Genomic DNA, 25,617 nt, shown 5'->3' on the forward strand with positions numbered 1-25,617 from the left:
ACACAGATTGTCTGATGAAAAGTAAATAGCAAGGCGTCTTGCGATTGAGACTTCAGTGTCCCCTTCGTCTAGAGGCCCAGGACACCGCCCTTTCACGGCGGTAACAGGGGTTCGAATCCCCTAGGGGACGCCACTTGCTGGTTTGTGAGTGAAAGTCACCTGCCTTAATATCTCAAAACTGATTCTCAGGAATCATGTTTGAGATATTTGCTCTTTAAAAATCTGGATCAAGCTGAAAATTGAAACGACACGCTGCGTCTGTTCTCCGTAATAAGAACAGGATGACGGTGTGTTCGAGTCTCTCAAATTTTCGCGACACGAGGGTGTTTTACGAAACATCTTCGGGTTGTGAGGTTAAGCGACTAAGCGTACACGGTGGATGCCCTGGCAGTCAGAGGCGATGAAGGGCGTGCTAATCTGCGATAAGCGTCGGCGAGGTGATATGAACCTTTGACCCGGCGATACCCGAATGGGGAAACCCAGTGTGTTCCGACACACTATCATGTCATGAATACATAGTGGCATGAGGCGAACCGGGGGAACTGAAACATCTAAGTACCCCGAGGAAAAGAAATCAACCGAGATTCCCCCAGTAGCGGCGAGCGAACGGGGAGGAGCCCAGAGTCTGAATCAGCGCGTGTGTTAGTGGAAGCGTCTGGAAAGTCGCACGATACAGGGTGAAAGTCCCGTACACAAAAATGCACACGTTGTGAACTCGAAGAGTAGGGCGGGACACGTGGTATCCTGTCTGAATATGGGGGGACCATCCTCCAAGGCTAAATACTCCTGACTGACCGATAGTGAACCAGTACCGTGAGGGAAAGGCGAAAAGAACCCCGGCGAGGGGAGTGAAAAAGAACCTGAAACCGTGTACGTACAAGCAGTGGGAGCCTCTTTTATGGGGTGACTGCGTACCTTTTGTATAATGGGTCAGCGACTTATATTCTGTAGCAAGGTTAACCGTATAGGGGAGCCGAAGGGAAACCGAGTCTTAACTGGGCGTTAAGTTGCAGGGTATAGACCCGAAACCCGGTGATCTAGCCATGGGCAGGTTGAAGGTTGGGTAACACTAACTGGAGGACCGAACCGACTAATGTTGAAAAATTAGCGGATGACTTGTGGCTGGGGGTGAAAGGCCAATCAAACCGGGAGATAGCTGGTTCTCCCCGAAAGCTATTTAGGTAGCGCCTCGTGAACTCATCTTCGGGGGTAGAGCACTGTTTCGGCTAGGGGGCCATCCCGGCTTACCAACCCGATGCAAACTACGAATACCGAAGAATGTTATCACGGGAGACACACGGCGGGTGCTAACGTCCGTCGTGAAGAGGGAAACAACCCAGACCGCCAGCTAAGGTCCCAAAGTCATGGTTAAGTGGGAAACGATGTGGGAAGGCACAGACAGCCAGGATGTTGGCTTAGAAGCAGCCATCATTTAAAGAAAGCGTAATAGCTCACTGGTCGAGTCGGCCTGCGCGGAAGATGTAACGGGGCTAAACCATGCACCGAAGCTGCGGCAGCGACGCTTATGCGTTGTTGGGTAGGGGAGCGTTCTGTAAGCCGTTGAAGGTGTGCTGTGAGGCATGCTGGAGGTATCAGAAGTGCGAATGCTGACATAAGTAACGATAAAGCGGGTGAAAAGCCCGCTCGCCGGAAGACCAAGGGTTCCTGTCCAACGTTAATCGGGGCAGGGTGAGTCGACCCCTAAGGCGAGGCCGAAAGGCGTAGTCGATGGGAAACAGGTTAATATTCCTGTACTTGGTGTTACTGCGAAGGGGGGACGGAGAAGGCTATGTTAGCCGGGCGACGGTTGTCCCGGTTTAAGCATGTAGGCGGAGGTTCCAGGTAAATCCGGTACCTTTTTAACGCTGAGGTGTGATGACGAGGCACTACGGTGCTGAAGTAACAAATGCCCTGCTTCCAGGAAAAGCCTCTAAGCATCAGGTAACATCAAATCGTACCCCAAACCGACACAGGTGGTCAGGTAGAGAATACCAAGGCGCTTGAGAGAACTCGGGTGAAGGAACTAGGCAAAATGGTGCCGTAACTTCGGGAGAAGGCACGCTGGTGTGTAGGTGAAGTCCCTGCGGACGGAGCTGAAACCAGTCGAAGATACCAGCTGGCTGCAACTGTTTATTAAAAACACAGCACTGTGCAAACACGAAAGTGGACGTATACGGTGTGACGCCTGCCCGGTGCCGGAAGGTTAATTGATGGGGTTAGCGGCAACGCGAAGCTCTTGATCGAAGCCCCGGTAAACGGCGGCCGTAACTATAACGGTCCTAAGGTAGCGAAATTCCTTGTCGGGTAAGTTCCGACCTGCACGAATGGCGTAATGATGGCCAGGCTGTCTCCACCCGAGACTCAGTGAAATTGAACTCGCTGTGAAGATGCAGTGTACCCGCGGCAAGACGGAAAGACCCCGTGAACCTTTACTATAGCTTGACACTGAACACTGGTCCTTGATGTGTAGGATAGGTGGGAGGCTTTGAAGCGTGGACGCCAGTCTGCGTGGAGCCAACCTTGAAATACCACCCTTTAATGGCTGGTGTTCTAACGTAGACCCGTGATCCGGGTTGCGGACAGTGTCTGGTGGGTAGTTTGACTGGGGCGGTCTCCTCCTAAAGAGTAACGGAGGAGCACGAAGGTTAGCTAATCCTGGTCGGACATCAGGAGGTTAGTGCAATGGCATAAGCTAGCTTGACTGCGAGAGTGACGGCTCGAGCAGGTGCGAAAGCAGGTCATAGTGATCCGGTGGTTCTGAATGGAAGGGCCATCGCTCAACGGATAAAAGGTACTCCGGGGATAACAGGCTGATACCGCCCAAGAGTTCATATCGACGGCGGTGTTTGGCACCTCGATGTCGGCTCATCACATCCTGGGGCTGAAGTAGGTCCCAAGGGTACGGCTGTTCGCCGTTTAAAGTGGTACGCGAGCTGGGTTTAGAACGTCGTGAGACAGTTCGGTCCCTATCTGCCGTGGGCGCTGGAGAATTGAGGGGGGCTGCTCCTAGTACGAGAGGACCGGAGTGGACGCATCACTGGTGTTCGGGTTGTCATGCCAATGGCATTGCCCGGTAGCTAAATGCGGAAAAGATAAGTGCTGAAAGCATCTAAGCACGAAACTTGCCCCGAGATGAGTTCTCCCTGACTCCTTGAGAGTCCTGAAGGAACGTTGAAGACTACGACGTTGATAGGCTGGGTGTGTAAGTGCAGCGATGTATTGAGCTAACCAGTACTAATGAACCGTGAGGCTTAACCTTACAACGCCGAAGATGTTTTGGCGAAGCAGAGACAGTCGATTTTCAGCTGATACAGATTAATTAATGCGCAGGAATGCGTGTTGATACAGAATTTGCCTGGCGGCTTTAGCGCGGTGGTCCCACCTGACCCCATGCCGAACTCAGAAGTGAAACGCCGTAGCGCCGATGGTAGTGTGGGGTCTCCCCATGTGAGAGTAGGGAACTGCCAGGCATCAAATTTAGCGTGCTGATATGGCTCAGTTGGTAGAGCGCACCCTTGGTAAGGGTGAGGTCCCCAGTTCGACTCTGGGTATCAGCACCACTTTATACGTGGTTGAAGTTCGGCAATAGTAAAAGAATTTGTCTGGCGGCTTTAGCGCGGTGGTCCCACCTGACCCCATGCCGAACTCAGAAGTGAAACGCCGTAGCGCCGATGGTAGTGTGGGGTCTCCCCATGTGAGAGTAGGGAACTGCCAGACATCAAATAAGTGAAAAGGCCATCCTTGCGGATGGCCTTTTTGCGTTTATACATCGAAATATCAGACGAGAACGTTGCCAGACACCTTTTGCCCGGCAACCAAATGCCACCGGGCAACTATCATTGATTAATGAATCACCTGTGACAAAAATGCTCGCGTTCTTTCAGATTTCGGATGAGCAAAAAACTCTTCCGGTGCAGCCTGTTCGACAATTTCCCCGCGATCCATGAAGATCACCCTGTCTGCCACTGTTCTGGCAAAGCCCATTTCATGCGTGACACAGAGCATTGTCATTCCCGATTGTGCCAGACCAATCATCGTATCCAGCACCTCTTTAACCATCTCTGGATCGAGCGCTGAAGTCGGTTCATCGAACAGCATAATTTTAGGTTTCATGCACAAGGATCGCGCGATAGCGACACGCTGCTGCTGCCCCCCCGATATCTGTCCGGGGAACTTATTCGCATGTTCAGCAATGCGTACCCGTTCCAGATAATGCATCGCCAGCGCCTCAGCTTCTTTTTTAGGCATCTTTCTAACCCAAATAGGCGCCAGTGTGCAATTCTGTAATACCGTCAAATGGGGGAACAGATTGAAATGCTGGAATACCATACCCACTTCCTGGCGGACTCGTTCGATATTGCGAATATCTTCATCCAGCTCAATTCCATCAACAACGATGCGCCCTTGTTGATGCTCTTCAAGATGGTTAATACAGCGAATCGTCGTAGATTTACCTGAACCTGACGGGCCGCACAGGACGATACGTTCACCTTGCTTTACCTTCAGATTGATATCTTTCAGAACATGAAACTGCCCGTACCATTTATTGACGTTTTCCAGCGTAATCATCGCGTCAGCGGGGGTCATCGTTATTTTGCTCATAAATTCCTCAATGCGGCGTACGCCCGGTATTAAAGCGCTTTTCCAGATACTGGCTATAGCGCGACATACTGAAACAGAAAATCCAGTAAACAAGTGCAGCAAAAACATAGCCTTCGGTAGACATTCCCAGCCAGGCCGGGTCGACTGTGGCCTGCTGAACGCTACTGAAAAGATCAAACAATCCAATGATGATCACGAGGCTGGTATCTTTAAACAGGGCGATGATAGTGTTCACCAGCCCCGGAATAACCAGCTTGAGCGCCTGGGGTAAGATCACGAGTCCCTGGGTTTTCCAGTAACCAAGTGCCAGCGATTCAGCAGCCTCATACTGACCTTTTGGCAGCGCCTGAAGCCCGCCGCGAACCACTTCTGCAACATATGCTGACTGGAATAACACCACCCCCACCAGGGCGCGGATCAGTTTGTCGATCGTGGTGCCTTCCGCCATAAACAGCGGCAGCATCACCGAGGACATAAACAGAACGGTAATCAGCGGTACACCGCGCCAGAACTCGATAAAGATCACCGACAGAATGCGTACCACTGGCATCGTTGAACGACGGCCAAGTGCCAGCAAAATACCCAACGGCAGCGCCCCTGCGATCCCAACAGAAGCGATGATCAGGGTTAATGTCAGCCCGCCCCACTGGCGTGTCTCAACACGCTCCAGCCCCAGTATTCCCCCGTACAGCAACAACCAGACAATCAGCGGATACACCACTGCCCAGCAGGCAATATAGCGACCACGACGCGGCAGGCGTTTAAAGAACATCGGTGCGATCGACAGCAGGCCGACAACCAGCGCCAGATTGATGCGCCAGCGTTGATCATGTGGATAGAGACCATACATAAACTGCCCGAAACGCTCATGGATAAACACCCAGCAGGCACCCGCTTTGGTGCAGTCAGCTCGCGTAGAGCCCACCCAGTTTGCCTGTAAAAACGCCCAGTTCAGCAGGGGAGGAATCAGCTCCCAAATCAACCATAAACTGACGATCGTCAGGAGACTGTTGCTCCATGAGGAGAACAAATTCTTGCGTGCCCAGGCGATGAAGCGCCAGCTTCCGTCGCTGGACGGGCGCGAGGGCTGTGACAATACGGCTTTTGTCATCATGGTTCCTTAGCGCTCAACCAGGGCGATGCGACGGTTATAGATATTCATCAGCAGTGAGATCGTCAGGCTGATAATCAGATAGACGGACATGGTGATGGCGATAGTCTCGATAGCTTGTCCGGTCTGGTTAAGCACGGTTCCGGCGAAAAGGGAAACCATGTCGGGATAACCGATGGCCGCCGCCAGCGAGGAGTTTTTGGCAATATTAAGATACTGACTGGTCAACGGTGGGATGATCACGCGCAAGGCTTGCGGGATGATCACCTGACGCAGGGTCACCGGATTTGGTAATCCGAGTGATCGCGCGGCTTCGTGCTGCCCATAGGGTACTGCCTGAATACCGGAACGAATGATTTCGGCAATAAATGCGGAGGTATAAATCGACAGCGCCAGCGTCAGCGCCGCAAGCTCTGGGATCAGCACCATCCCACCCCGGAAGTTAAAACCACGCAGCTGTGGAATATCCCAGTGCAACGCAGCACCGAAAGTCCAGTGTGCGAGCAGCGGTAATCCCACGATCAATGCAACGCCTGCTGGCCATGTTCTGCGAAGTTGCCCGGTTTTAATCTGAAGTGTGTGGTTATAGCGAAAAAGCCCAATCGTAATGGCGATAGCAACAACGATGGCTGCCAAGAACGCGTACAGCCCTTCGCCCGCCAGCGGCGAGGGAATATAGAGACCGCGATTACTTAGGAAAAAGAGATCCCAGGCATCAACGGCCTGGCGCGGGCCGGGTAAATTGCGCAGTACGGCGAAATACCAGAAGAAGATCTGCAGGAGGGGCGGAATATTGCGAAACGTCTCAATATAAATCGTCGAGAGTTTGCGTAATAACCAGTTCTCCGAAAGACGCGCAAGTCCGAGGAAAAAGCCGAGAAACGAAGCAAACACAATACACAGCGCAGAGACCAGAAGCGTGTTCAGCAGGCCGACCAGAAACACTCTTCCGTATGTGTCTCCCTCTTGATAATCAATCAAGTGCTGCACAATGCCAAAACCAGCGCTGCGATCCAGGAAGGCAAAGCCCGAAGTAATGCCGCGATTGCTCAGGTTGGTAACAGTGTTATGAATTAAATAAACCGCGACGACCACGACGGCGACAACAGCGATTATCTGGAATAGCCAGGCGCGGACCGCGGGATGAGAAAAGGAAAGTTTTCCTTTTACGGCTAAGCGGCGATGGGACATAAAGAAACCTCGGTAACCATGACTCTGGACTGGGCACCACAGATGCGGTGCCCGTTACAGCTAAAAACTTAACGTACCGGCGGAGCGTACTGAATGCCGCCGTTGTTCCAGAGGTTGTTCTGGCCACGTTTGATCTTCAATGCACTTTCCGATCCCACGTTGCGCTCGAAGATCTCTGAATAGTTACCGACGTGTTTAATGATGTTATAAGCCCACTTGTTATCCAGTTTCAGATCTTTGCCGAAATCACCCTCTTTACCCAAAAGATGCGCCATATCCGGCGTTGATGGATTAGCGGCTTTTTCATCGACGTTTTTCGAGTTGATGCCCATCTCTTCGGCGTTCAGCATAGCGAACAGCGTCCAGCGAACGATGGAGAACCAGTCTTCATCGCCACGGCGTACGACCGGGCCGAGAGGTTCTTTCGAGATGACTTCTGGCAGAACAATCCATTCCGCCGGATTGCTCAGCTTGATGCGCAGGGCATACAGCTGAGACTGGTCTGACGCCAGCGTATCGCAACGGCCAGACTCCAGCGCTTTAGCGGATTCATCAGAGCGGTCGAAGGTGACTGGCGTGTATTTCATGTTGTTGGCTTTGAAATAGTCGGCGACATTCAGCTCGGTGTCAGTGCCTGCCTGAATACAAACAGTCGCCCCGTCGAGCTCTTTGGCGCTCTTCAGTCCCGCCTTGTTGTGGGTCAGGAAGCCGATACCGTCATAATAGGTAACGCCGGTGAAGGACATTCCCATGCCCGCGTCACGCGATGAAGTCCAGGTGGTATTACGAGAAAGCATGTCCACTTCGCCAGACTGCAGAGCGGTAAAGCGCTCTTTCGCCGTCAGAGGGGTGTATTTTACTTTGGTGTCATCCCCGAAGAGGGCTGCTGCAACGCCACGGCATACATCGACATCAATACCGGTGAACTTTCCGTTCGCATCGGCATAGGAGAAGCCCGGTAACCCATCACTGATACCGCACTGTACAAAACCTTTCTTTTTAACGGCATCCAGCGTTGTGCCGGCATGAGCTTGTCCCGCTACAGCAAACAACATGCCCGCTGCGGCCAGGCTGGCTAACATCGTCTTTTTCATAATGCATCCTGTGTGGCGAAATTTATCGTTATAGAAAGTCGTTTTAAAACGCTTTTACCTGTCTGTGGCGTTGGCCGACGTTTATAAAGCAAACGTAATGCCAGTTTTGCGTTCGGCTGAAAAAGAGAGAATTGAACGCATAATGCAGAGTGTAGACAGGGATAAATAAATCGAGCGCCCCGAAATGGTGCGAAATCACAACCTACGCCACAAATCAGAGCAAAAGTTGTTAGCACGTGAGTTAATTCAGGATGGTAGTTTCTGGCGTGAATATTGGCAGGATATTTAATGTAATTGAATTGTGAAAAGTATCACGCTGGAATATGTAATTAAAAAGAGGCGACAAAAAAGATGTGAGAAGAATCAGATATTAATAAGGATAGACAGTTGGAAAAGGGGAGTTTTTTTAACGTATCAGGAAATCATTGCACCGGTTTGAAGCAAAAGCGCGGGAGCACCGCGCTTTTGCAGGAAAGCATTATTTCGTTAATGCGACGATACCCAGTGTCAGACCAGCGACAGCGGCGGCACCACCGGCGATTGCCCCTGCAGTTTCCCAGTTATCCTGGGTTGTGCCCTTCATACAGGTGTTGGTATGAACCAGACGGCCCTGATCGTCATACACCGGCACACACGGAGAGTCGTGCGCACAACCGGCAAGAAGCGCAGCGAGAGTTGCAACGCAAATGAATCTTTTCATGATGTTACCTCAGAATTAAAACTGGCTCGCTATAAAACCAATAGAGTATTTATCGAGCTGATGGTCATTTTACCACTACAACTATCCACAACAGCAGGGTGAATAATCTCAAATTATGTGGATTGTAAAAATCATGGAGAAAAAAACAGAATGGCATGAATTTATGGAGGAAGTATGGAACGAATAATAGATTTTACGCCGCGAGGAAGTTAACGATTATTCACAGGCATAATAATACAATGATAATTTGCGTGCTAATGTTCTGTGTAAAAGAATAAGAAAAGGCGCCGGATGACGCCTTTATCTTTGTTTTACTTCTTGATTCGATTAAACCGTCGTCTGACGACCACGAAAAATACGGGAACGAAGAAGATAGCCAGAAGCGTTGCCGAGAGCATGCCGCCCATGACCCCTGTGCCCACGGCATTTTGCGCGCCACTGCCCGCGCCACGGCTGATAACCAGCGGCAGTACACCGAGCACAAACGCCAGTGATGTCATCAGGATGGGGCGCAAACGCATACGGGATGCCTCAAGGGTGGCTTCGATAACCCCTTTACCGTCTTTCTCCATCAGGTCTTTCGCAAACTCTACAATCAGAATGGCGTTTTTCGCGGAGAGCCCGATGGTAGTGAGAAGCCCAACCTGGAAATAGACGTCATTGTTCAGCCCGCTTAACGAGGCGCCAAGCAGCGCACCAATCACCCCCAGTGGCACGACTAACATAACGGAGAACGGAATCGACCAGCTCTCATAGAGCGCAGCCAGACACAGGAACACCACAATCAGCGAAATGGCGTATAGCGCAGGTGCCTGGTTGCCAGAGAGACGTTCCTGATATGACATCCCAGTCCAGTCGTAACCGATACCGGAAGGCAGTTTTTGCGCCATACTTTCCATCATCGCCATCGCTTCACCCGAGCTCTTACCCCGCACGGATTCACCCACAATTTCCATCGAAGGCATACCGTTGTAGCGCTCAAGGCGCGGTGAACCTGAAATCCAGCGCGAGGTGCTAAACGCGGAGAAAGGCACCATTTCGCCGTTGGTGCTGCGAACGTACAGGTTATTGATATCACCCGGCAACATACGGAACGGGGCGTCGGCCTGCGCATAGACTTTCTTCACACGACCATGATCGATAAAGTCATTCACATAAGTCCCGCCGAGCGCGGTTGAAATCGTCTGGTTGATATCAGATAGACTGACTCCCAGCGCCTGCGCTTTCTCCTGGTCCACATCCAGTTTGAACTGCGGGGTATCTTCCAGCCCGTTAGGGCGCACACGTCCGAGCAGGTCTGGGTGCTCTTTCGCCATACCAAGCAGCTGATTACGCGCTTTTGTCAGCTCGATATGCCCAAGGTTTGCCTGATCGATAAGTTCGAAGTCAAACCCTGTAGCCGTGCCCAGTTCGATAATTGCAGGCAGGTTGAACGGGTAGATCATCCCATCCTTAATGTGACTGAAGGCTTTCGATGCGCGACCGACAATCGCGGCGACCCCATTTTCAGCCCCCGGGCGTTCATCCCAGGGTTTCAGGCTGATAAACGCCATGCCGGAGTTTTGCCCCTGGCCGCTATAGCTAAAGCCGTTAACCGTAAAGACCGATTCAACGTTGGCCTTCTCTTTGGTCAGATAGTACTGCTGCACCTGATCCAGGATCTGCTGCGTTCGGGTTTGCGTGGCACCCGCGGGCAGCTGGACCATGGTCATGAATACGCCCTGATCCTCGTCGGGTAAGAAGGAGGTTGGTAAACGTAGGAACAATACCGCCATACCAGCAACAATCAGCACATAAATCACCAGATAGCGCCCGGTTTTGCGTAAAATGCCGCTCACGCTGTTACTGTAATGGTCCACGCTCTTATCGAAGACGTTATTGAACCAGCCAAAGAAACCGCCTTTCGCGTGGTGCTCTTCCGCTGCGGGTTTCAGCAGCGTGGCGCAGAGGGCAGGGGTAAGAATCAGGGCAACAAGGACGGAAAGCGCCATTGCCGAAACGATGGTCAGGGAGAACTGACGATAGATAGCACCGGTGGAACCACCAAAGAAGGCCATCGGCACGAACACCGCTGAAAGCACCATCGCGATACCAACCAGCGCGCCCTGAATCTGCTCCATCGACTTCTGCGTTGCTTCTTTCGGCGGCAGCTTATCCTCCGCCATAACACGTTCGACGTTTTCCACGACGACGATGGCGTCATCGACCAGCAAACCTATCGCCAGCACCATGCCAAACATTGTCAGGGTATTGATGGAAAACCCAAATGCGCCCAACACCGCAAAGGTACCCAGCAACACGACCGGTACAGCAATGGTTGGGATCAGCGTGGCGCGCAAGTTTTGCAGGAATAGATACATCACCAGGAAGACGAGGATAATCGCTTCGAACAGGGTTTTGACCACTTCATGAATCGAAATTGTCACGAACGGCGTGGTATCGTAAGGGTAGACAACCTTCAGCCCCTGCGGGAAGAAGGCCTGCAGTTCGGCCAGTTTTGATTTAATGGCGGCGGCAGTGTCCAGCGCGTTGGCGCCTGTCGCCAGCTTGATACCCAGACCAGTAGCCGCCTGGCCGTTAATCTTGGTCACCATATTGTAGTTTTCGCCGCCAAGCTCAATACGGGCCACATCTTTCAAATGCACCATTGAGCCGTCCTGGTTCACTTTCAGTGTGACCTTGCCAAACTCTTCCGGTGTTTTCAGGCGCGTTTGCGCAATGATGGAGGCGTTAAGCTGCTGGCCCGGAACCGACGGCGTTCCGCCTAACTGACCGGCCGCAATCTGGTTGTTCTGGGTTTTGAGCTGATTAATTACATCCAGCGGTGTCAGCTGATACTTATTCAGGGCATTGCTGTCGAGCCAGATACGCATCGCGTACTGCGCGCCAAACATCTGAACATCGCCCACACCGGAAGTTCGGCTGATGGTGTCTTTCACGTTAGACGCAACGTAATCTGAAATATCGTCCTGGGTCAGGCTTTTGTTATCAGACACAAACCCCGCGACCAGAAGGAAGCTGCTGCTGGATTTCTTCACGCCGATCCCTTGCTGCTGCACTTCCTGCGGCAACAGCGGCATCGCCAGCTGAAGTTTGTTCTGAACCTGTACCTGCGCGATATCAGGATCGGTGCCTGACTGGAAGGTCAGGGTAATGGTCACGTTTCCCGCGGAATCACTGGTGGAGGACATGTACATCAGATTATCGACACCGTTCATGTTCTGTTCGATAACCTGCGTCACCGTATCCTGCACCGTTTGTGCATCCGCACCAGGGTAAACAGCTGTGACGGCAACAGCGGGTGGCGCAATCGTGGGATACTGAGCCACCGGCAATTTGAGAATCGCCAGCCCACCCGCAATCATCAGAATGATGGCAAGTACCCAGGCAAAAATCGGCCTTTGAATAAAGAAGTTAGCCATTGATTATTCCCTTAACTGGCTTTCGTCGCGGCGGAATCAGGCGTGGCAACTACCGTGGCCCCAGGATGCACTTTTTGCAGGCCGCTGATGATGACGCGATCGCCCTCCTTCAACCCGTTCGTGATTAGCCAACGATCGCCAATGGCCTGAGGTGCCACCACGCTACGCGTTTCAACCTGTTCTTTGGCGTTCACGACCAGTACGATGGCATCGCCACGAGGAGTACGCGTGACGCCCTGCTGTGGAACGAGAATGGCATTCGGCTGGACGCCTTCATCAATGCGGGCTCGCACAAACATGCCCGGTAGCAGCATATGTTTAGGATTCGGGAAAACCGCACGCAGGGTAATTGAGCCGGTGCTTTCGTCCACCGTGACATCAGAGAACTGTAGCGTACCTTTCTCGGCGTAAGGCTGGCCGTTTTCCATCAACAGCTGCACGCTGCTGGTGCCGTCGCCTTTTTGCAGGCTGGACTGCTTCAGCTGCATAAAGTCATTGCTCGACTGGGTGACATCCACATAGATCGGATCGAGTTGCTGCACGGTTGCCAGTGCGGAAGCCTGGCCGTTTGTCACCAGAGCGCCTTCGGTGACGCTGGATTTCCCAATTCGTCCACTAATCGGTGATGACACTTTGGTATAGGCGAGATTGATGCGTGCTGTTTCGACGCCCGCTTGCGCAGCCGTTACACTGGCATCGGCCTGTCTGGCGTTGGCGACTGCCTGGTCATACTCTTGTCGGCTGACATATTGTGTGCCCACCAGAGGGACATAACGTTTCACGGTCAAATGGGCAATGTTTGCCGCCGCTTCAGCTTTCACCAGCTCGCCTTTCGCACTGTCATAGGCGGCCTGATAGGACGCCGGATCGATCTGATACAGGGAATCGCCCGCTTTCACATCGCTGCCTTCGACAAAGTTACGGCGCAGGATAATACCGCTCACCTGCGGGCGGACTTCAGCGACGCGAAACGCATCCGTGCGCCCCGGCAGCTCCGTGGTGACTGCCAGTGGCGCGCTTTTCACGACAAAGACAGTGACCTGGGGCACCTGCGCGCCTTGCTGCGCATTATCAGAACCATCACAGCCAGCAAGCAGTGCGGAGCAGACAATAAAACCGGATAAGGGTAAAAGCCTGAAGTGTTTCTTCATTACTGTTCCTTTAAAAACAATAAACTGATATTTGCCGTGAGGTTGTGAAAAGGATCGCGGGGCAAAGAGTCAGAAATCCAGCGCACATCATAATGAGGTACGTTGATGCTTTTTAATTTATAAGTGCGGCGAACAGGTTATTCAGATAAAAACCAGAGTCTGGCGTGGCGAATCAACGATATAGTAATGGTGCGAAGCACTCAGGTTTAAATATCATCCAGCGTTACTAATATAGTTTATGAATTTAATGATCTTAATTCATTCGTTGTAATTATTGATTAACGCAATTGACTTTTTTTGATCAGAATAAAATCCCCCGTTAGGGAATACTTCCGCGACGAGGTATTTCTGGTTACGTGGCGAACTGTTCAGGTAATGGGTAAGAGGCGATGGCGCGTAAAACGAAAGAAGATGCACAGAAAACGAGACAGCAGCTGATCGAAGCCGCCATTACCCAGTTTTCGACGCGCGGTGTGGCGAGCACCACGCTGACTGATATCGCAGATGCCGCAGGCGTAACCCGTGGCGCGATTTACTGGCACTTCTCCAGCAAAGCGGAAATCTTCAATGCGATTTGGGAGCAACAGATACCTTTATGCGATTTAATTCATGAGCAACTTTCCTTGTCAGGGAATGACGACCCTTTATGTGTTCTACGCGAAAAGTTTGTCGCGGCGTTGCAATATATTTCCCGAAGCCCCCGACAGCGTGCACTCTTACAAATTCTGTATCACAAATGTGAATTTAATAATGAAATGACATCAGAGTGCGAAATTCGTCAGCGTATTGGTTTTAATTATGAAAACGTCCGCGTGTTGCTGGAGAAAGGGATGGCGAATGGCATCATCTCCCCACTTATAAATATCGACATGACATTGATTGTTTTTCACGGTTTTTTTAGCGGGTTAATTAAAAACTGGTTAATGAACAGTGAGAATTTCAATCTTTACCAGCAAGCTCCGGCGCTGGTGGACAATATTCTGGCGACGCTCAATATGACTCGCACGTTACCGGAAAATTATTCTGTTGCCTCATGAAGGCAGGTAGTTTTTGAATTCATCGGCGTTGTTGCACAGCTCCTCGACGGTCTGTGCCGTCACAGGTTTGCCTAACAGATATCCCTGAAGCGTATTACAGCCAAGCTCGGTGAGGAATTGCTGCTGGGCTTCCGTTTCCACGCCTTCAGCGACCACTTTCAGATTCAGCGTTTTCGCCAGCGCGACAATGGCGGAGACGATAGTGGCATCATCGCTTTTCCCGCTGAGATCTTTCACAAACGCGCGATCGATTTTCAGCTCGCAGGCGGGAAGTTGCTTCAAATAGAGCAGGCTCGAATAGCCGGTACCAAAATCATCGATAGAGGCTTTCACGCCTGCATTCGTCAGTTCAGTTAAGATCCTGACGCTCTCTTGCGGATTGTGCATTGCGGTGGTTTCTGTCACTTCCAGAATCAGTGATTCTGGCGGCAAATGGTGCTGCGCCAGGCAGTCGAGCACAGTTTTAACCAGTGTGGGTTGTTCGAACTGGAGCGTAGACAGATTGACTGCCATCGACCACGCCTTGTGCCCCTGAAGGTGCCACTCGCGCAGTTGACGGCAGGCTTCGTTGATCACCCAGTTGCCTATCGGGATGATAAGCCCGGTCTTTTCGGCCAGTGGCAGAAACATGTCGGGACTCAGCAGCCCCTGTTTCGGATGCTCCCAGCGCAGGAGGGCCTCAAAGCCCAGAATCGGCCCGGCCGGCGCGTGGAATTTCGGCTGATAGTGCAGGCGCAGCTCATCGCGATCGATCGCCAGCCACAGATCGTTCATCAGCTGTAAATGCGTCTGCGCCAGTGTGTTCATCGACGGCTGGAAAAAGTGATAACCGTTACGGCCCATATGTTTGGTGTGATACATCGCCGCGTCAGCGTTGAACATCAGCTCACGATCGGATTTTCCGTCGTGAGGATAAAGCGCAATACCGATACTGACGGTCACGACCAGCTCGTAAAGTTCGACATTGAAAGGGCTGTCAATGGCGCGAACCAGCGCACTGGCAAGCGAAGCGGCATCGTCGGGGCCACCGACTTCTGCGAGCAAAACAAACTCGTCGCCGCCGATGCGGGCGAGGGTGAACTGGCCTTTTAGCGGAAGCAGCAGCCGCTCGGTGACTGCGACTAATAGCTTATCACCCGTGTCATGGCCATAGGCATCGTTCACCGCTTTAAAACCATCCAGGTCCATAAACATCAGTGCGAAATGGGTCCCTTCGCGGTCGGCCTTGCTGATTGCCTGATCGAGACGGTCTTCCAGCAAAACGCGATTCGGTAAACGGGTCAGCGTATCGTGAAGCGCCAGTTGGGCCAGCTCACGATTGGCTTCAGCCAGGGATGAGGCCAGCAGAGCGGTTCGAGCCTGCAGGCGAGCATCGAGCATGGACACCAGCAACGTGATCCCAAGGATAGAGAGTGCAACTACGCTAACCAGCACGGCCAGCCAGCTGCCGTTTATTCCGTGGTGATGCATCTCAGTGGAGAGCGGGAATTGCGCCGCTTTCATTCCCGCGTAGTGCATACCCGCGATGGCAATGCCCATCGTTATCGCTGCACCCAGGCGCATCAGCGCGACCTGCGCGGCTTCATGGCGCAGCCGGAAGGTCAGCCACAGCGCCGCAAGTGAGGCCGCCAGCGCAATCACTACCGAGATCGCAATCCAGGTCTTGTCCCAGATAATGCCTGGGGTGACTTCCAGCGCGGCCATACCGGTGTAGTGCATTGCGACGATGCCTGTGCCCATCACTAAAGCGCCCGGCAGCAGACGGCGTAACCGCAGCTGCTCGCCGCTGACCAGCCAAAGTGCAAACATCGACGAGCCGATAGCGATGATCATTGAGAGCACCGTTAGGGTCGGGCTATAGCTCATGCGCATGGAGAGATCCATCGCCAGCATGCCAATGAAATGCATCGCCCACACGCCGATTCCCATCGCCACGCCGCCGCCCGCCAGCCACACGCGTGCAGCGATACCCTGACTGCCTGCAACGCGCGCGGCCATGTTGAGCGCGGTATAGGCAGCAAGGATGGCAACAACGAAGGAGACGACAACGAGGATTTGGTTGTATTGGCTAACCAGCATGGTGGGTTTAACTCATTCTCAGTGAGAGGTTATGCGAAAGCGCCTGAAAGGGCAGTGACATTATCACCGGAACGGAATGACGAAAAGGGATTTAAATCCCCGTTTTTAATGGGTGTTAAGGTGCTTTTTAATGATATTCGCGGCTTATTCCAGCTCTGAGCAGTTCACCAATTTAAGCGGATTCACGGAATTCATATTGCGACACTTGTCGGTTTCGGTGCTCAGCAATTCGATCCACTGAATCAGCAGTGTATCAAAGAGGAAAACCGTGACAGCAAAGACAACCAGCCACCAGTATTTACGAATCATTGTGTCGTTCCGTGTTCAGGAAGAGGTCCAGTGAGGTGGGGGAAATATACACGAAAAGCGGGCGTTTAAAAGCGGGGTCACGCAAGGTTTACAAAGCCTTGACGGTTCAAATTGCGGCAATAAAAAAGGCGCATCCCCATGCCGAGTAGCGCCTTTTTAAACAAGCATTTAGCTAATCGAAATTAGTTCATGCCGTACTTTTTCAGCTTCTTACGAAGAGTACCACGGTTGATACCCATCATCAGGGCTGCGCGGGTTTGGTTACCGCGGGTGTATTGCATCACCATGTCCAACAGTGGCTGTTCAACTTCAGCCAATACCAGCTCATACAGATCATTAACATCTTGACCATTCAGTTGAGCAAAATAGTTCTTCAGTGCCTGTTTTACCGAGTCACGGAGGGGTTTTTGAGTTACCTGATCCTGAGAGTTAACGGTAGAAACGGTCAGTACGTCAGAATTTACGCGTTGTTCGAACATAGTTCTGTCAGCTCTTTATTTCTGTTTACGCAAAATTTTCGAAGTATGCCTCCAACGCCTCCAGCTGTACGCTGGCATCCTCTATGGCGTTGAATGTGCGCCGAAACTGGTCATTTGGAGCGTGCTCCTGGAGATACCAGGATACGTGTTTACGCGCAATTCGGTACCCTTTTGCCTGACCGTAAAAGTCATGCAGTTCCCGAATATGCGAACAAAGCAAGCGCTTAATCTCTGCCAGAGGCAGGGGAGCAAGCAACTCTCCAGTGTCCAGATAATGCTGGATTTCCCGAAAGATCCAGGGTCTTCCCTGAGCCGCACGTCCTATCATCAGAGCATCTGCCCCTGTATAGTCGAGCACAGCCCTGGCTTTAAGCGGGTCAGTTATGTCGCCATTCGCGATAATCGGAATGGAAACTTTCTGCTTAACTGCCCGAATGCTGTCATATTCCGCATTGCCGTTGAACAAACAGGCGCGAGTGCGTCCATGAATGGTCAGGGCCTGGATACCACAGTCTTCGGCCAGTTGGGCAATTTCTACACAGTTACGGTGTTCCGGCGCCCAACCAGTGCGAATTTTCAGCGTAACGGGAACGTCCACTGCGTTAACCACCCCCAACAAGATCGACTTCACCTGATCGGGGTATTGCAGAAGAGCTGAACCTGCCAGCTTGCGATTCACCTTCTTTGCCGGGCAACCCATATTGATATCAATAATTTGGGCGCCACTTTCAACGTTAATACGCGCGGCTTCCGCCATTTCTTCAGGATCGCTTCCGGCAATTTGCACGGTTCGAATACCTGGCTCGTCAATATGCACCATCCGAAGACGGGACTTGTCGCTTTCCCAAACCTGCGGGTTAGACGACATCATCTCGGAAACGGTTAATCCTGCTCCCATCTCGTAGCACAGCGTCCTGAAAGGCCGGTCAGTAATACCTGCCATAGGGGCTGCGATCAGGCGATTTCTAAGCTGGTAGTGTCCGATGCGCATGAGTTAAGAAATGACCATACTGTGACTGCAAGGCGGCGTATATTACGCATTTTTTGCACGAGATGAAAGGCCAAACTTTGAACAATCCGCTGTTACAGATCAAGGAATTGCTGCTCAGCAGGGTTGAAGGGAATTATTAATCATTTAAATCATTAAGTTATGCCGTTACGGTTATTTTATGGGCGCTTACAATTTCCCGTAACTTCTCATCATTTCTGAATAAATGAATCACTTAATCGGGATAATCTGCTGTTTTAAGCAGCAGATTATCGGTCTTCTTTGCGATCTACGTCTCATTTTAGAACATGATCGCAGTTTGCCTGCAGAACATAATTTAACCGCAATGCGACCGTTGAGCGACTGTACCGGAGGGGTATTTTCGTGATGCTCGTATGAGTGAACTTCAGCTACGTTGCTTAAGACGCCAACAGGTGTGGTTCTTCGACAGAAGTTTATGCAGATAAGTGTAGAAGTCCCATTTCACCGCTGACATGTCACCGGCTAACCACTGTAATGCTGGGGGGAGAGAGAGCGCAGAAACGGCGTGGGAAGAGACCCACGCCGGAAAGTCAGAATTACTTTTTGCTGCCGGTGATGCGGCACCACTCTTCTTTCTCTACGACAGGATCAAGAGTAAAGAGATCGGCGTAGGCTTCGCATACGCTTTCAGCCTGGCTTGCCAGAATACCGGACAGACCCAGCAGACCGCCCTCAACGGGCAGCACGCTGATTAACGGTGCCAGTTCACGTAGCGGGCCTGCCAGGATGTTCGCGACCACCACATCGGCTTTCATGACCTCTGGCTGGCTATCCGGCAGATACAGTTCCAGACGATCGGAAACACCATTGCGCTGCGCGTTATCGCGGCTGGCCTGGATCGCCTGCGGATCGATGTCGATCCCGATAGCTTTGGCCGCGCCCAGTTTCAGCGCCGCAATCGCCAGGATCCCGGAGCCACAACCGAAGTCGATCACGGTTTTGCCTTCCAGATCCAGCCCATCAAGCCATTGCAGGCACAGGGAGGTGGTCGGGTGGGTGCCGGTACCAAACGCCAGGCCCGGGTCGAGCATTACGTTCACGGCGTTCGCGTCAGGCACATCGCGCCAGCTAGGGCAGATCCACAGACGTTTACCGAACTGCATCGGGTGGAAGTTATCCATCCACTCGCGCTCCCAGTCTTTATCTTCCAGCTGCTCGATTTTATGCACAAACCCAACGCCCAGCAGCGGGTGATTTTCCAGGATCGCTACGACCTCTTTCATGTCAGTTTCGGCATCAAACAGACCAATGACATCGGTATCGCCCCACAGACGGGTTTCGCCTGGCAGCGGCTCAAACACCGGCGTGTCATGCGTGTCCTGGAAAGTAATGGAAACTGAACCCGCTTCCATTAACGCATCGCTCAGTTCTTCGGCATTGGCACCGGTAGTGTTCAGTTTTAGTTGGATCCACGGCATGGCAAAACTCTTTATTTATCAGTAGAAATGACGGCGGCCTGTGGGACGGGCTGACCAAAACGGTTCCCCACCACAAACGCCAGCAAACTTAACAGTAACGAAGGCACAATCGGATGGAAGCCCAGGTACTGAATCTTAAAGGTGGCGAGTACCGCGTAAAGTACGCCACCGACAATCATCCCGCTCAGCGCGCCCGCAGCATTCGCGCGCTCCCAGTACAAGCCCAGCACCAGCGGCCACAGGAACACCGCTTCCAGCCCGCCGAATGCCAGCAGGTTCAGCCAGATGATCATCTCCGGTGGACGCCAGGCGGCCAGCATCATCAGAATGCCGAGTACCAGCGTGGTCCAGGTCGAAATGCGCTTCAGGCGATGCTCATTACGCATTTTAGTCGGCGTCGCGCTGAGCCACAGATCTTTAATGATTGTTGCCGAGGCCTGCAGCAGGTGCGCATTAACGTTCGACATGATCGCTGCCATCGGCGCGGCCAGGAATAGCCCGGCGGCCCATGGCGGCAAGACCTGCACCATTAATGTCGGAATGACCTGATCCGGCACAGTCAGATGCGGAAGAATGGCGCGGCCTAAAGCCCCCGCCAGATGCATTCCCAGCATTAACAGCGACACCACGATCGTGCCGATTATAATCCCGCGATGCACCGCTTTGCTGTCTTTATAGGAGATACAACGCACAGCCGTATGGGGCAGGCCGATGACGCCAAAGCAGACCAGCACCCAGAACGAGGTCATAAACGCCGGGGTCAGAATATCGTCGGCCCCGTGCGGGCTGACCAGTTTAGGGTCAATCTGCTCCAGGGTTTCAACGGCATTATGCAAACCGCCCGCTGCATAGATCACGCCAACCAGCAGCACCAGGGTGCCAATCAGCATAACCATGCCTTGCATGGTGTCATTCAGCACGCTGGCACGGAAGCCGCCAAACGCAGTGTAGAGCGCGATGGTAATTCCGAAGATCAACAGGCCATTTTCATATTTAATTCCCGCCGCCGTTTCTAGCAACCGCGCGCCGCCAATAAACTGCACGGCAATCGCACCGACGAAGGCGACCAGCAAACTGACGCTGGCGATCCAGACTACCGCCCGGTTCTGATACCGCGCCTGGAGCATGTCATTGAGGGTAATGGCGTTATAGCGTCGGGCGAGAATGGCGAATTTCTTGCCCAGAATCCCGAGCGAGAGCCAGATCGTTGGCACCTGAATCATCGCCAGCAGTACCCAGCCGAGACCATATTTGTACGCCGCACCTGGCCCGCCGATAAATGAGCTGGCACTGACATAGGTGGCGGTCAGCGTCATCGCCAGGACAAAACCGCCCATCGAGCGGCTTCCCAGGAAATATTCGCTGAGGAACGAACCGGTGCTGCGCTTGCGCATGGCGTAAGCGGAGAGGCCAAACACAATAAAGAGATAGATAACCAGAACGGCGATGATTTCAGTTTGCATCGCTATCCTCCAGAGAGATATCGCGGAAGATAAAACGCACCATCAGCCAGCACAGCAGCGTAAATACCAGAGGCAACAGCAGACAGGCCATTTCAAACCAGTGCGGCAGGCCGGTAATTCCGGGAGCCGAACCAGGTAAGTAAGCGGTTACTAACCATGCAGCGAGATAGAGAAGGGTCAGCCACAGCGCCCAGCGCGCTTCTTTATGGGCTTGAACAAAACGCTTGTCCATTTTAAGTCCCTTGTGGATGAAGAAAGCGGGGATTGTACATGATGGGACACAGGCGATCCCCAGAAATAAAAAAGGCCGGAATATCCGGCCTTTTAACGCGTATGCGGTCTTACTTTTCGTGAAGGCCGAGTTTTTTCTCCAGATAGTGGATGTTCGTTCCACCATTCTGGAAGTTCTCGTCGTTCATGATACGAACCTGCAGATCAACGTTGGTTTTGATGCCGTCGATGATCAGCTCCTGCAGGGCGTTCTTCATGCGGGCAATCGCCACGTCACGGTTTTCGCCGTAGCAGATCAGTTTACCGATCATTGAGTCATAGTACGGCGGTACAGTGTAGCCCGCGTAGATATGAGATTCCCAACGCACACCAAAGCCACCCGGCGCGTGGAAACGCGTGATTTTACCCGGGCTCGGCAGGAAGGTGTTCGGGTCTTCGGCGTTAATACGGCACTCGACCGCATGGCCTTTCACCACGACTTCTTCCTGCTTAATGGACAGCGGTTGACCCGCAGCGATACGCAGCTGCTCTTTGATCAGGTCAACGCCGGTAATCATTTCGGTAACCGGGTGTTCAACCTGAATACGGGTGTTCATTTCGATGAAATAGAACTCGCCGTTTTCGAACAGGAATTCGAACGTACCTGCACCGCGATAGCCGATATCGACGCACGCCTTGGCGCAACGCTCGCCGATGTAGCGACGCAGTTCCGGAGTAATACCCGGTGCTGGTGCTTCTTCGACGACTTTCTGGTGACGACGCTGCATGGAGCAGTCACGTTCTGCCAGATAGATTGCGTTACCCTGACCGTCAGCCAGCACCTGAATTTCGATGTGGCGTGGGTTTTCCAGGTATTTTTCCATGTAAACCATGTCATTGCTGAACGCAGCTTTCGCTTCAGCTTTGGTCATGGAGATGGATTGTGCCAGGTCTGCATCGCTGCGAACAACGCGCATACCACGACCGCCGCCGCCGCCGGACGCTTTGATGATAACCGGATAACCAATGCGTTTAGCATGTGCGCGGTTAGCATCCATATCGTCGCCCAGAGGGCCGTCGGAGCCTGGTACTGTTGGAACGCCTGCTTTCTTCATCGCGGTGATTGCGGATACTTTGTCGCCCATCAGGCGAATAGTGTCAGCTTTCGGGCCGATAAAGATAAAGCCAGAGCGCTCAACCTGCTCAGCAAAGTTGGCGTTCTCAGAGAGGAAGCCATAACCCGGATGGATTGCCACCGCGCCGGTGATTTCAGCGGCGCTGATGATTGCCGGGATATTCAGATAACTTTTTACGGACGGAGCCGGGCCAATACAGACCGTCTCATCCGCCAGTAATACGTGTTTTAAATCGCGATCCGCGCTTGAGTGCACAGCGACGGTCTTGATGCCCAGTTCTTTACAGGCACGAAGGATACGCAGTGCAATCTCGCCACGGTTGGCGATGACAATTTTATCCAGCATGTTCGCCTCGTTACTCGATGACGACCAGCGGCTCGTCAAATTCTACCGGCTGACCACTTTCGACCAGAATCGCTTTAACAACGCCTGACTTGTCAGCTTCGATCTGGTTCATCATTTTCATGGCTTCAACGATACACAGGGTATCGCCTGCATTGACTTTCTGACCCACTTCGCAGAACGCTTTAGCGTCCGGGCTTGGCGTGCGGTAGAAAGTACCAACCATCGGGGAACGTACGATGTGACCACTGATTTCTGCGGCTGCTGCAGCCGGCGCTTCTGCTGCCGGGGCAACTGCGTTAGACAGAGCAGGCTGCTGCTGCATCACAGGTGCAGCATAAGCCTGCTGCATGACCGGGAAGCTAGCGGCTGGCGCTGCACGGCTGATGCGTACAGACTCTTCGCCTTCAGAAATTTCCAGTTCGGAGATGCCTGATTCTTCAACCAGCTCGATCAGTTTTTTAATCTTACGAATATCCATGAGTGGGTTCCGTACTCTTGTTTAGTGTGATTGTGACAGGCGTTTTACCGCTGTCTGTAAAGCGTATGAATAACCGTCAGCACCCAGTCCGCAGATAACGCCAGCAGCGATATCCGACAGATACGAATGGTGGCGGAACGGCTCTCGGGCATGCACATTGCTCAGGTGGATCTCGATAAACGGGATGCTTACCGCAAGCAGTGCGTCGCGGATAGCAACACTGGTGTGCGTAAACGCGGCCGGATTAATCAGGATATAGTCCACAGTGTCTTTAGCCTGATGAATACGGTCGATGAGTGCGTACTCCGCATTAGACTGAAAATGGTCAAGACTCACGTTAAGCGCAGCTGCTTCCGTTCCAAGACGGTTAACAATTTCGCTTAATGTCAGCGTGCCGTACTTCTCGGGTTCGCGGGTACCGAGCATGTTCAGGTTCGGTCCGTTCAAAACTAAGATGTGCAACTTTCCAGTCATTGTGCCGCTATCTCCTGCGATTCTCGGGTAAAAAACAAAATATACCTTCGATGCGCAATTGTCACCCTTTCAGAGGATGAAAAACCCCTCCAGGAAAACCAAGGTCGCACATTATAACGATTTCGTAGCATTTAGCAGCTAAATACTGGTCTTATCAGGGAAGATTATCAACCGCAATTGATAAAAGAAGCGCGGTTGATAAGTAATCTGCGGGAATACGCACAGTTTCGCGAACTATCGCCACCACTGGCGGAACTTCTTGTAGCGCCATATCAGCAGCGCCAGAGCCAGCATCGCGTAGATAATAGGCTGAGGGGATAAAATCTTCACCGACCACAGATAATGTATCGGGGCCAGGATCGCCACAAGATAGACGAAGTTATGCAAAAGTTGCCAGCGTCGGCCCAGTTTTCGCTGTGCGTACTGCGTTGATGTGAGCGTCAGCGCCAGTAAAATCACCCAGCTGATAATCCCTAACGTCAGATACGGACGCGATACCAGCTCGCTGCCTAACAATGCCAGATTATTAATGCCCAGCTCCAGCAACGTGTAGCTGGTGAGATGGACCGTCGCCCAGGCAAAACACCATAGCCCTAAAAGACGTCGTGTTCGTATCAATAATGGCTGTTTAGCGTAGCGCGCCAGGGGGGAAACCAGCAAGGTTGCCAGCAAAAATTTCAGAGCCATCCTACCGGTAAAGTGTTGAATATCTTTGGCCGGATCGGCGCTGAAATAGCCCTGACTGGCGGCCCAGAACAGCCATATAAAAGGAAGCAAACCGGCCAGATGTAACAGCACTTTTAGCCAGGTGATCTGTTTTACGGTTAAGCGCACTTAAAAATTCTCCCGCAGATTCAGCCCGCGATAGAGTGAGGCCACTTCGTCGGCATAGCCATTGAACAGCAGCGTTGGCTGGCGTTTCACGTCCAGTGCGCCGCCGGAACCGATAAAGCGCTCGGTCGCCTGAGACCAGCGCGGATGATCGACGTGCGGGTTAACGTTCGCGAAAAAGCCATATTCGCCCGGCGCGGCAAGGTTCCAGGTGGTCGGCGGACGCTCTTTGGTGAGCTTAATGCTGACAATCGATTTAATCCCTTTGAAGCCATATTTCCATGGCACCGTTAAACGGATGGGGGCACCGTTTTGCGGCGGCAGCGCTTTGCCATATACCCCGACGGTCAGCAGCGTCAGCGGATGCATGGCCTCGTCGAGGCGCAGCCCTTCGACATACGGATACTCCAGCCCGCCACCGATAAAGCGGTCTTTCTGCCCTGGCATTTGCTCTGGCGAGTAAAGCGTCTGGAAAGCGACATATTTGGCATCGCTGGTGGGCTCGGCCATCGCCAGCAGTTTGTGCAGCGGGAAACCGATCCACGGCACCACCATCGACCACGCCTCAACGCAACGCATCCGGTAAATACGTTCCTCAAGGGGGAAACGGGTCGTGAGATCGTGATGGTCAAAAGTGAGCGGTTTGGCGACTTCGCCCTCAATTTTTAAGGTCCAGGGATCGGTTTTCATGCTCCCGGCATTGGCGGCGGGATCGGCTTTATCGAGACCAAACTCATAGAAATTGTTATAGCCCGTCACTTTATCTTCCGGCGTCAGCGCGAGTTTATTCTGCCACTGTACGGGTTTGGTAAAGGTTAGCGGCTGGCCAGAGGGGGCTTTTGGACGATCGTTACCCTTAAACCAGTCAAGCAGGTCGGCATGGGCGTTGGGGGTAAGGGTAAGGGCGGTAGCGCTGATACCAAGCATCTTCAGGATCTGGCGGCGCTGTAGCATAAAGACAGATTCGGCCGTTACATCGGCTTCCGTCAGTTTTCTGTTTTTCATGGCATCCTCCGGCATGCATTTTTCTAAGCATGACGGAGGAGTCGGGTTATCG

At 52.5% G+C, this 25,617-nt stretch carries 20 protein-coding genes, 2 tRNA genes and 3 rRNA genes; 6 read left to right on the top strand and 19 right to left on the bottom strand.

The genetic code is table 11. The features are described 5' to 3' along the window. The first annotated feature begins 57 nt into the window (after positions 1 to 57). From DAI21_RS06785 to rrf (DAI21_RS06805), 5 genes are all read left to right on the top strand, one after another. Positions 58 to 133 (top strand) — tRNA-Glu (locus DAI21_RS06785). A gap of 219 nt (positions 134 to 352) precedes the next feature. Beyond that, a 23S ribosomal RNA gene (locus DAI21_RS06790) occupies positions 353 to 3,259 on the top strand. Positions 3,260 to 3,354: 95 nt separating this feature from the next. Then, positions 3,355 to 3,470, top strand: a 5S ribosomal RNA gene (gene rrf / locus DAI21_RS06795). Positions 3,471 to 3,484: 14 nt separating this feature from the next. Beyond that, positions 3,485 to 3,560, top strand: a tRNA-Thr gene (locus DAI21_RS06800). Positions 3,561 to 3,601: 41 nt separating this feature from the next. Next, positions 3,602 to 3,717 (top strand): 5S ribosomal RNA (rrf, locus tag DAI21_RS06805). Between the two features lie 126 nt (positions 3,718 to 3,843). Here the strand turns inward: rrf (DAI21_RS06805) and DAI21_RS06810 are convergent. The 7 genes from DAI21_RS06810 to DAI21_RS06840 form a co-directional block, all read right to left on the bottom strand. After that, positions 3,844 to 4,602, bottom strand: a complete 759-nt coding sequence (locus DAI21_RS06810) for an amino acid ABC transporter ATP-binding protein (protein ID WP_100778666.1) — start codon at positions 4,600 to 4,602, stop codon at positions 3,844 to 3,846. Positions 4,603 to 4,609: 7 nt separating this feature from the next. Next, positions 4,610 to 5,713: an amino acid ABC transporter permease gene (locus DAI21_RS06815; protein ID WP_100778667.1), complete on the bottom strand. Its 1,104-nt coding sequence runs from the start codon at positions 5,711 to 5,713 to the stop codon at positions 4,610 to 4,612. A 9-nt stretch (positions 5,714 to 5,722) separates the two neighbouring features. After that, positions 5,723 to 6,904 carry an amino acid ABC transporter permease gene (locus DAI21_RS06820; protein ID WP_107702738.1) on the bottom strand — a complete coding sequence of 394 codons (1,182 nt, stop codon included), beginning with the start codon at positions 6,902 to 6,904 and terminating at the stop codon, positions 5,723 to 5,725. Positions 6,905 to 6,972: 68 nt separating this feature from the next. Next, positions 6,973 to 7,998 (bottom strand): amino acid ABC transporter substrate-binding protein, encoded by a 1,026-nt coding sequence (locus tag DAI21_RS06825; RefSeq protein WP_107702739.1) that lies wholly within the window; start codon positions 7,996 to 7,998, stop codon positions 6,973 to 6,975. A gap of 478 nt (positions 7,999 to 8,476) precedes the next feature. Next, entirely contained in the window at positions 8,477 to 8,698 is a 222-nt protein-coding gene (locus tag DAI21_RS06830; RefSeq protein WP_015960684.1) for a lipoprotein, read from the bottom strand. Between the two features lie 311 nt (positions 8,699 to 9,009). Further along, the gene (locus DAI21_RS06835; protein ID WP_107702740.1) at positions 9,010 to 12,120 is read right to left on the bottom strand and encodes an efflux RND transporter permease subunit; all 3,111 of its coding nucleotides are present in this window, start codon (positions 12,118 to 12,120) and stop codon (positions 9,010 to 9,012) included. 11 nt (positions 12,121 to 12,131) lie between these two features. Next, entirely contained in the window at positions 12,132 to 13,271 is a 1,140-nt protein-coding gene (locus DAI21_RS06840; RefSeq protein ID WP_107702741.1) for an efflux RND transporter periplasmic adaptor subunit, read from the bottom strand. 389 nt (positions 13,272 to 13,660) lie between these two features. Here DAI21_RS06840 and envR point away from each other — a divergent pair, with 389 nt between their 5' ends. Then, the gene (envR, locus tag DAI21_RS06845; RefSeq protein WP_107702742.1) at positions 13,661 to 14,308 is read left to right on the top strand and encodes an acrEF/envCD operon transcriptional regulator; all 648 of its coding nucleotides are present in this window, start codon (positions 13,661 to 13,663) and stop codon (positions 14,306 to 14,308) included. Here the strand turns inward: envR and DAI21_RS06850 are convergent. From DAI21_RS06850 to msrP, 12 genes are all read right to left on the bottom strand, one after another. After that, complete coding sequence (locus DAI21_RS06850; RefSeq protein WP_107702743.1) at positions 14,303 to 16,387, bottom strand: bifunctional diguanylate cyclase/phosphodiesterase; 2,085 nt, start codon at positions 16,385 to 16,387, stop codon at positions 14,303 to 14,305. The two genes, envR and DAI21_RS06850, sit on opposite strands and share 6 nt — an antisense overlap. A gap of 144 nt (positions 16,388 to 16,531) precedes the next feature. Next, on the bottom strand, positions 16,532 to 16,696 hold the full coding sequence (locus tag DAI21_RS06855; RefSeq protein WP_100778674.1) for a DUF2556 family protein: 165 nt from the start codon (positions 16,694 to 16,696) through the stop codon (positions 16,532 to 16,534). A 182-nt stretch (positions 16,697 to 16,878) separates the two neighbouring features. Then, on the bottom strand, positions 16,879 to 17,175 hold the full coding sequence (gene fis / locus DAI21_RS06860) for a DNA-binding transcriptional regulator Fis (protein WP_000462905.1): 297 nt from the start codon (positions 17,173 to 17,175) through the stop codon (positions 16,879 to 16,881). 25 nt (positions 17,176 to 17,200) lie between these two features. Beyond that, entirely contained in the window at positions 17,201 to 18,166 is a 966-nt protein-coding gene (gene dusB, locus DAI21_RS06865; protein WP_100778675.1) for a tRNA dihydrouridine synthase DusB, read from the bottom strand. 575 nt (positions 18,167 to 18,741) lie between these two features. Beyond that, positions 18,742 to 19,623 (bottom strand): 50S ribosomal protein L11 methyltransferase, encoded by an 882-nt coding sequence (gene prmA / locus DAI21_RS06870; RefSeq protein WP_100778676.1) that lies wholly within the window; start codon positions 19,621 to 19,623, stop codon positions 18,742 to 18,744. Between the two features lie 11 nt (positions 19,624 to 19,634). Continuing rightward, positions 19,635 to 21,086, bottom strand: coding sequence for a sodium/pantothenate symporter (gene panF / locus DAI21_RS06875; RefSeq protein ID WP_100778677.1), 1,452 nt, complete (start codon positions 21,084 to 21,086; stop codon positions 19,635 to 19,637). Next, a complete protein-coding gene (locus tag DAI21_RS06880; RefSeq protein WP_102105524.1) occupies positions 21,076 to 21,318 on the bottom strand; it encodes a YhdT family protein in 243 nt (80 codons plus the stop codon). Before DAI21_RS06880 ends, panF begins: the two co-directional genes overlap by 11 nt. A 109-nt stretch (positions 21,319 to 21,427) precedes the next feature. After that, entirely contained in the window at positions 21,428 to 22,777 is a 1,350-nt protein-coding gene (accC, locus tag DAI21_RS06885; RefSeq protein ID WP_100778679.1) for an acetyl-CoA carboxylase biotin carboxylase subunit, read from the bottom strand. A gap of 10 nt (positions 22,778 to 22,787) precedes the next feature. Further along, positions 22,788 to 23,255, bottom strand: a complete 468-nt coding sequence (gene accB / locus DAI21_RS06890) for an acetyl-CoA carboxylase biotin carboxyl carrier protein (protein ID WP_100778680.1) — start codon at positions 23,253 to 23,255, stop codon at positions 22,788 to 22,790. Between the two features lie 21 nt (positions 23,256 to 23,276). Next, a complete protein-coding gene (gene aroQ / locus DAI21_RS06900) occupies positions 23,277 to 23,729 on the bottom strand; it encodes a type II 3-dehydroquinate dehydratase (protein WP_100778681.1) in 453 nt (150 codons plus the stop codon). 234 nt (positions 23,730 to 23,963) lie between these two features. Beyond that, positions 23,964 to 24,563, bottom strand: coding sequence for a protein-methionine-sulfoxide reductase heme-binding subunit MsrQ (msrQ, locus tag DAI21_RS06905; protein ID WP_107702744.1), 600 nt, complete (start codon positions 24,561 to 24,563; stop codon positions 23,964 to 23,966). Beyond that, on the bottom strand, positions 24,564 to 25,565 hold the full coding sequence (msrP, locus tag DAI21_RS06910) for a protein-methionine-sulfoxide reductase catalytic subunit MsrP (RefSeq protein ID WP_107702745.1): 1,002 nt from the start codon (positions 25,563 to 25,565) through the stop codon (positions 24,564 to 24,566). Positions 25,566 to 25,617 lie beyond the last annotated feature (52 nt).

The sequence above is a fragment of the Lelliottia sp. WB101 genome, assembly GCF_003051885.1.
In the GTDB taxonomy this organism is placed as follows: domain Bacteria; phylum Pseudomonadota; class Gammaproteobacteria; order Enterobacterales; family Enterobacteriaceae; genus Enterobacter; species Enterobacter nimipressuralis.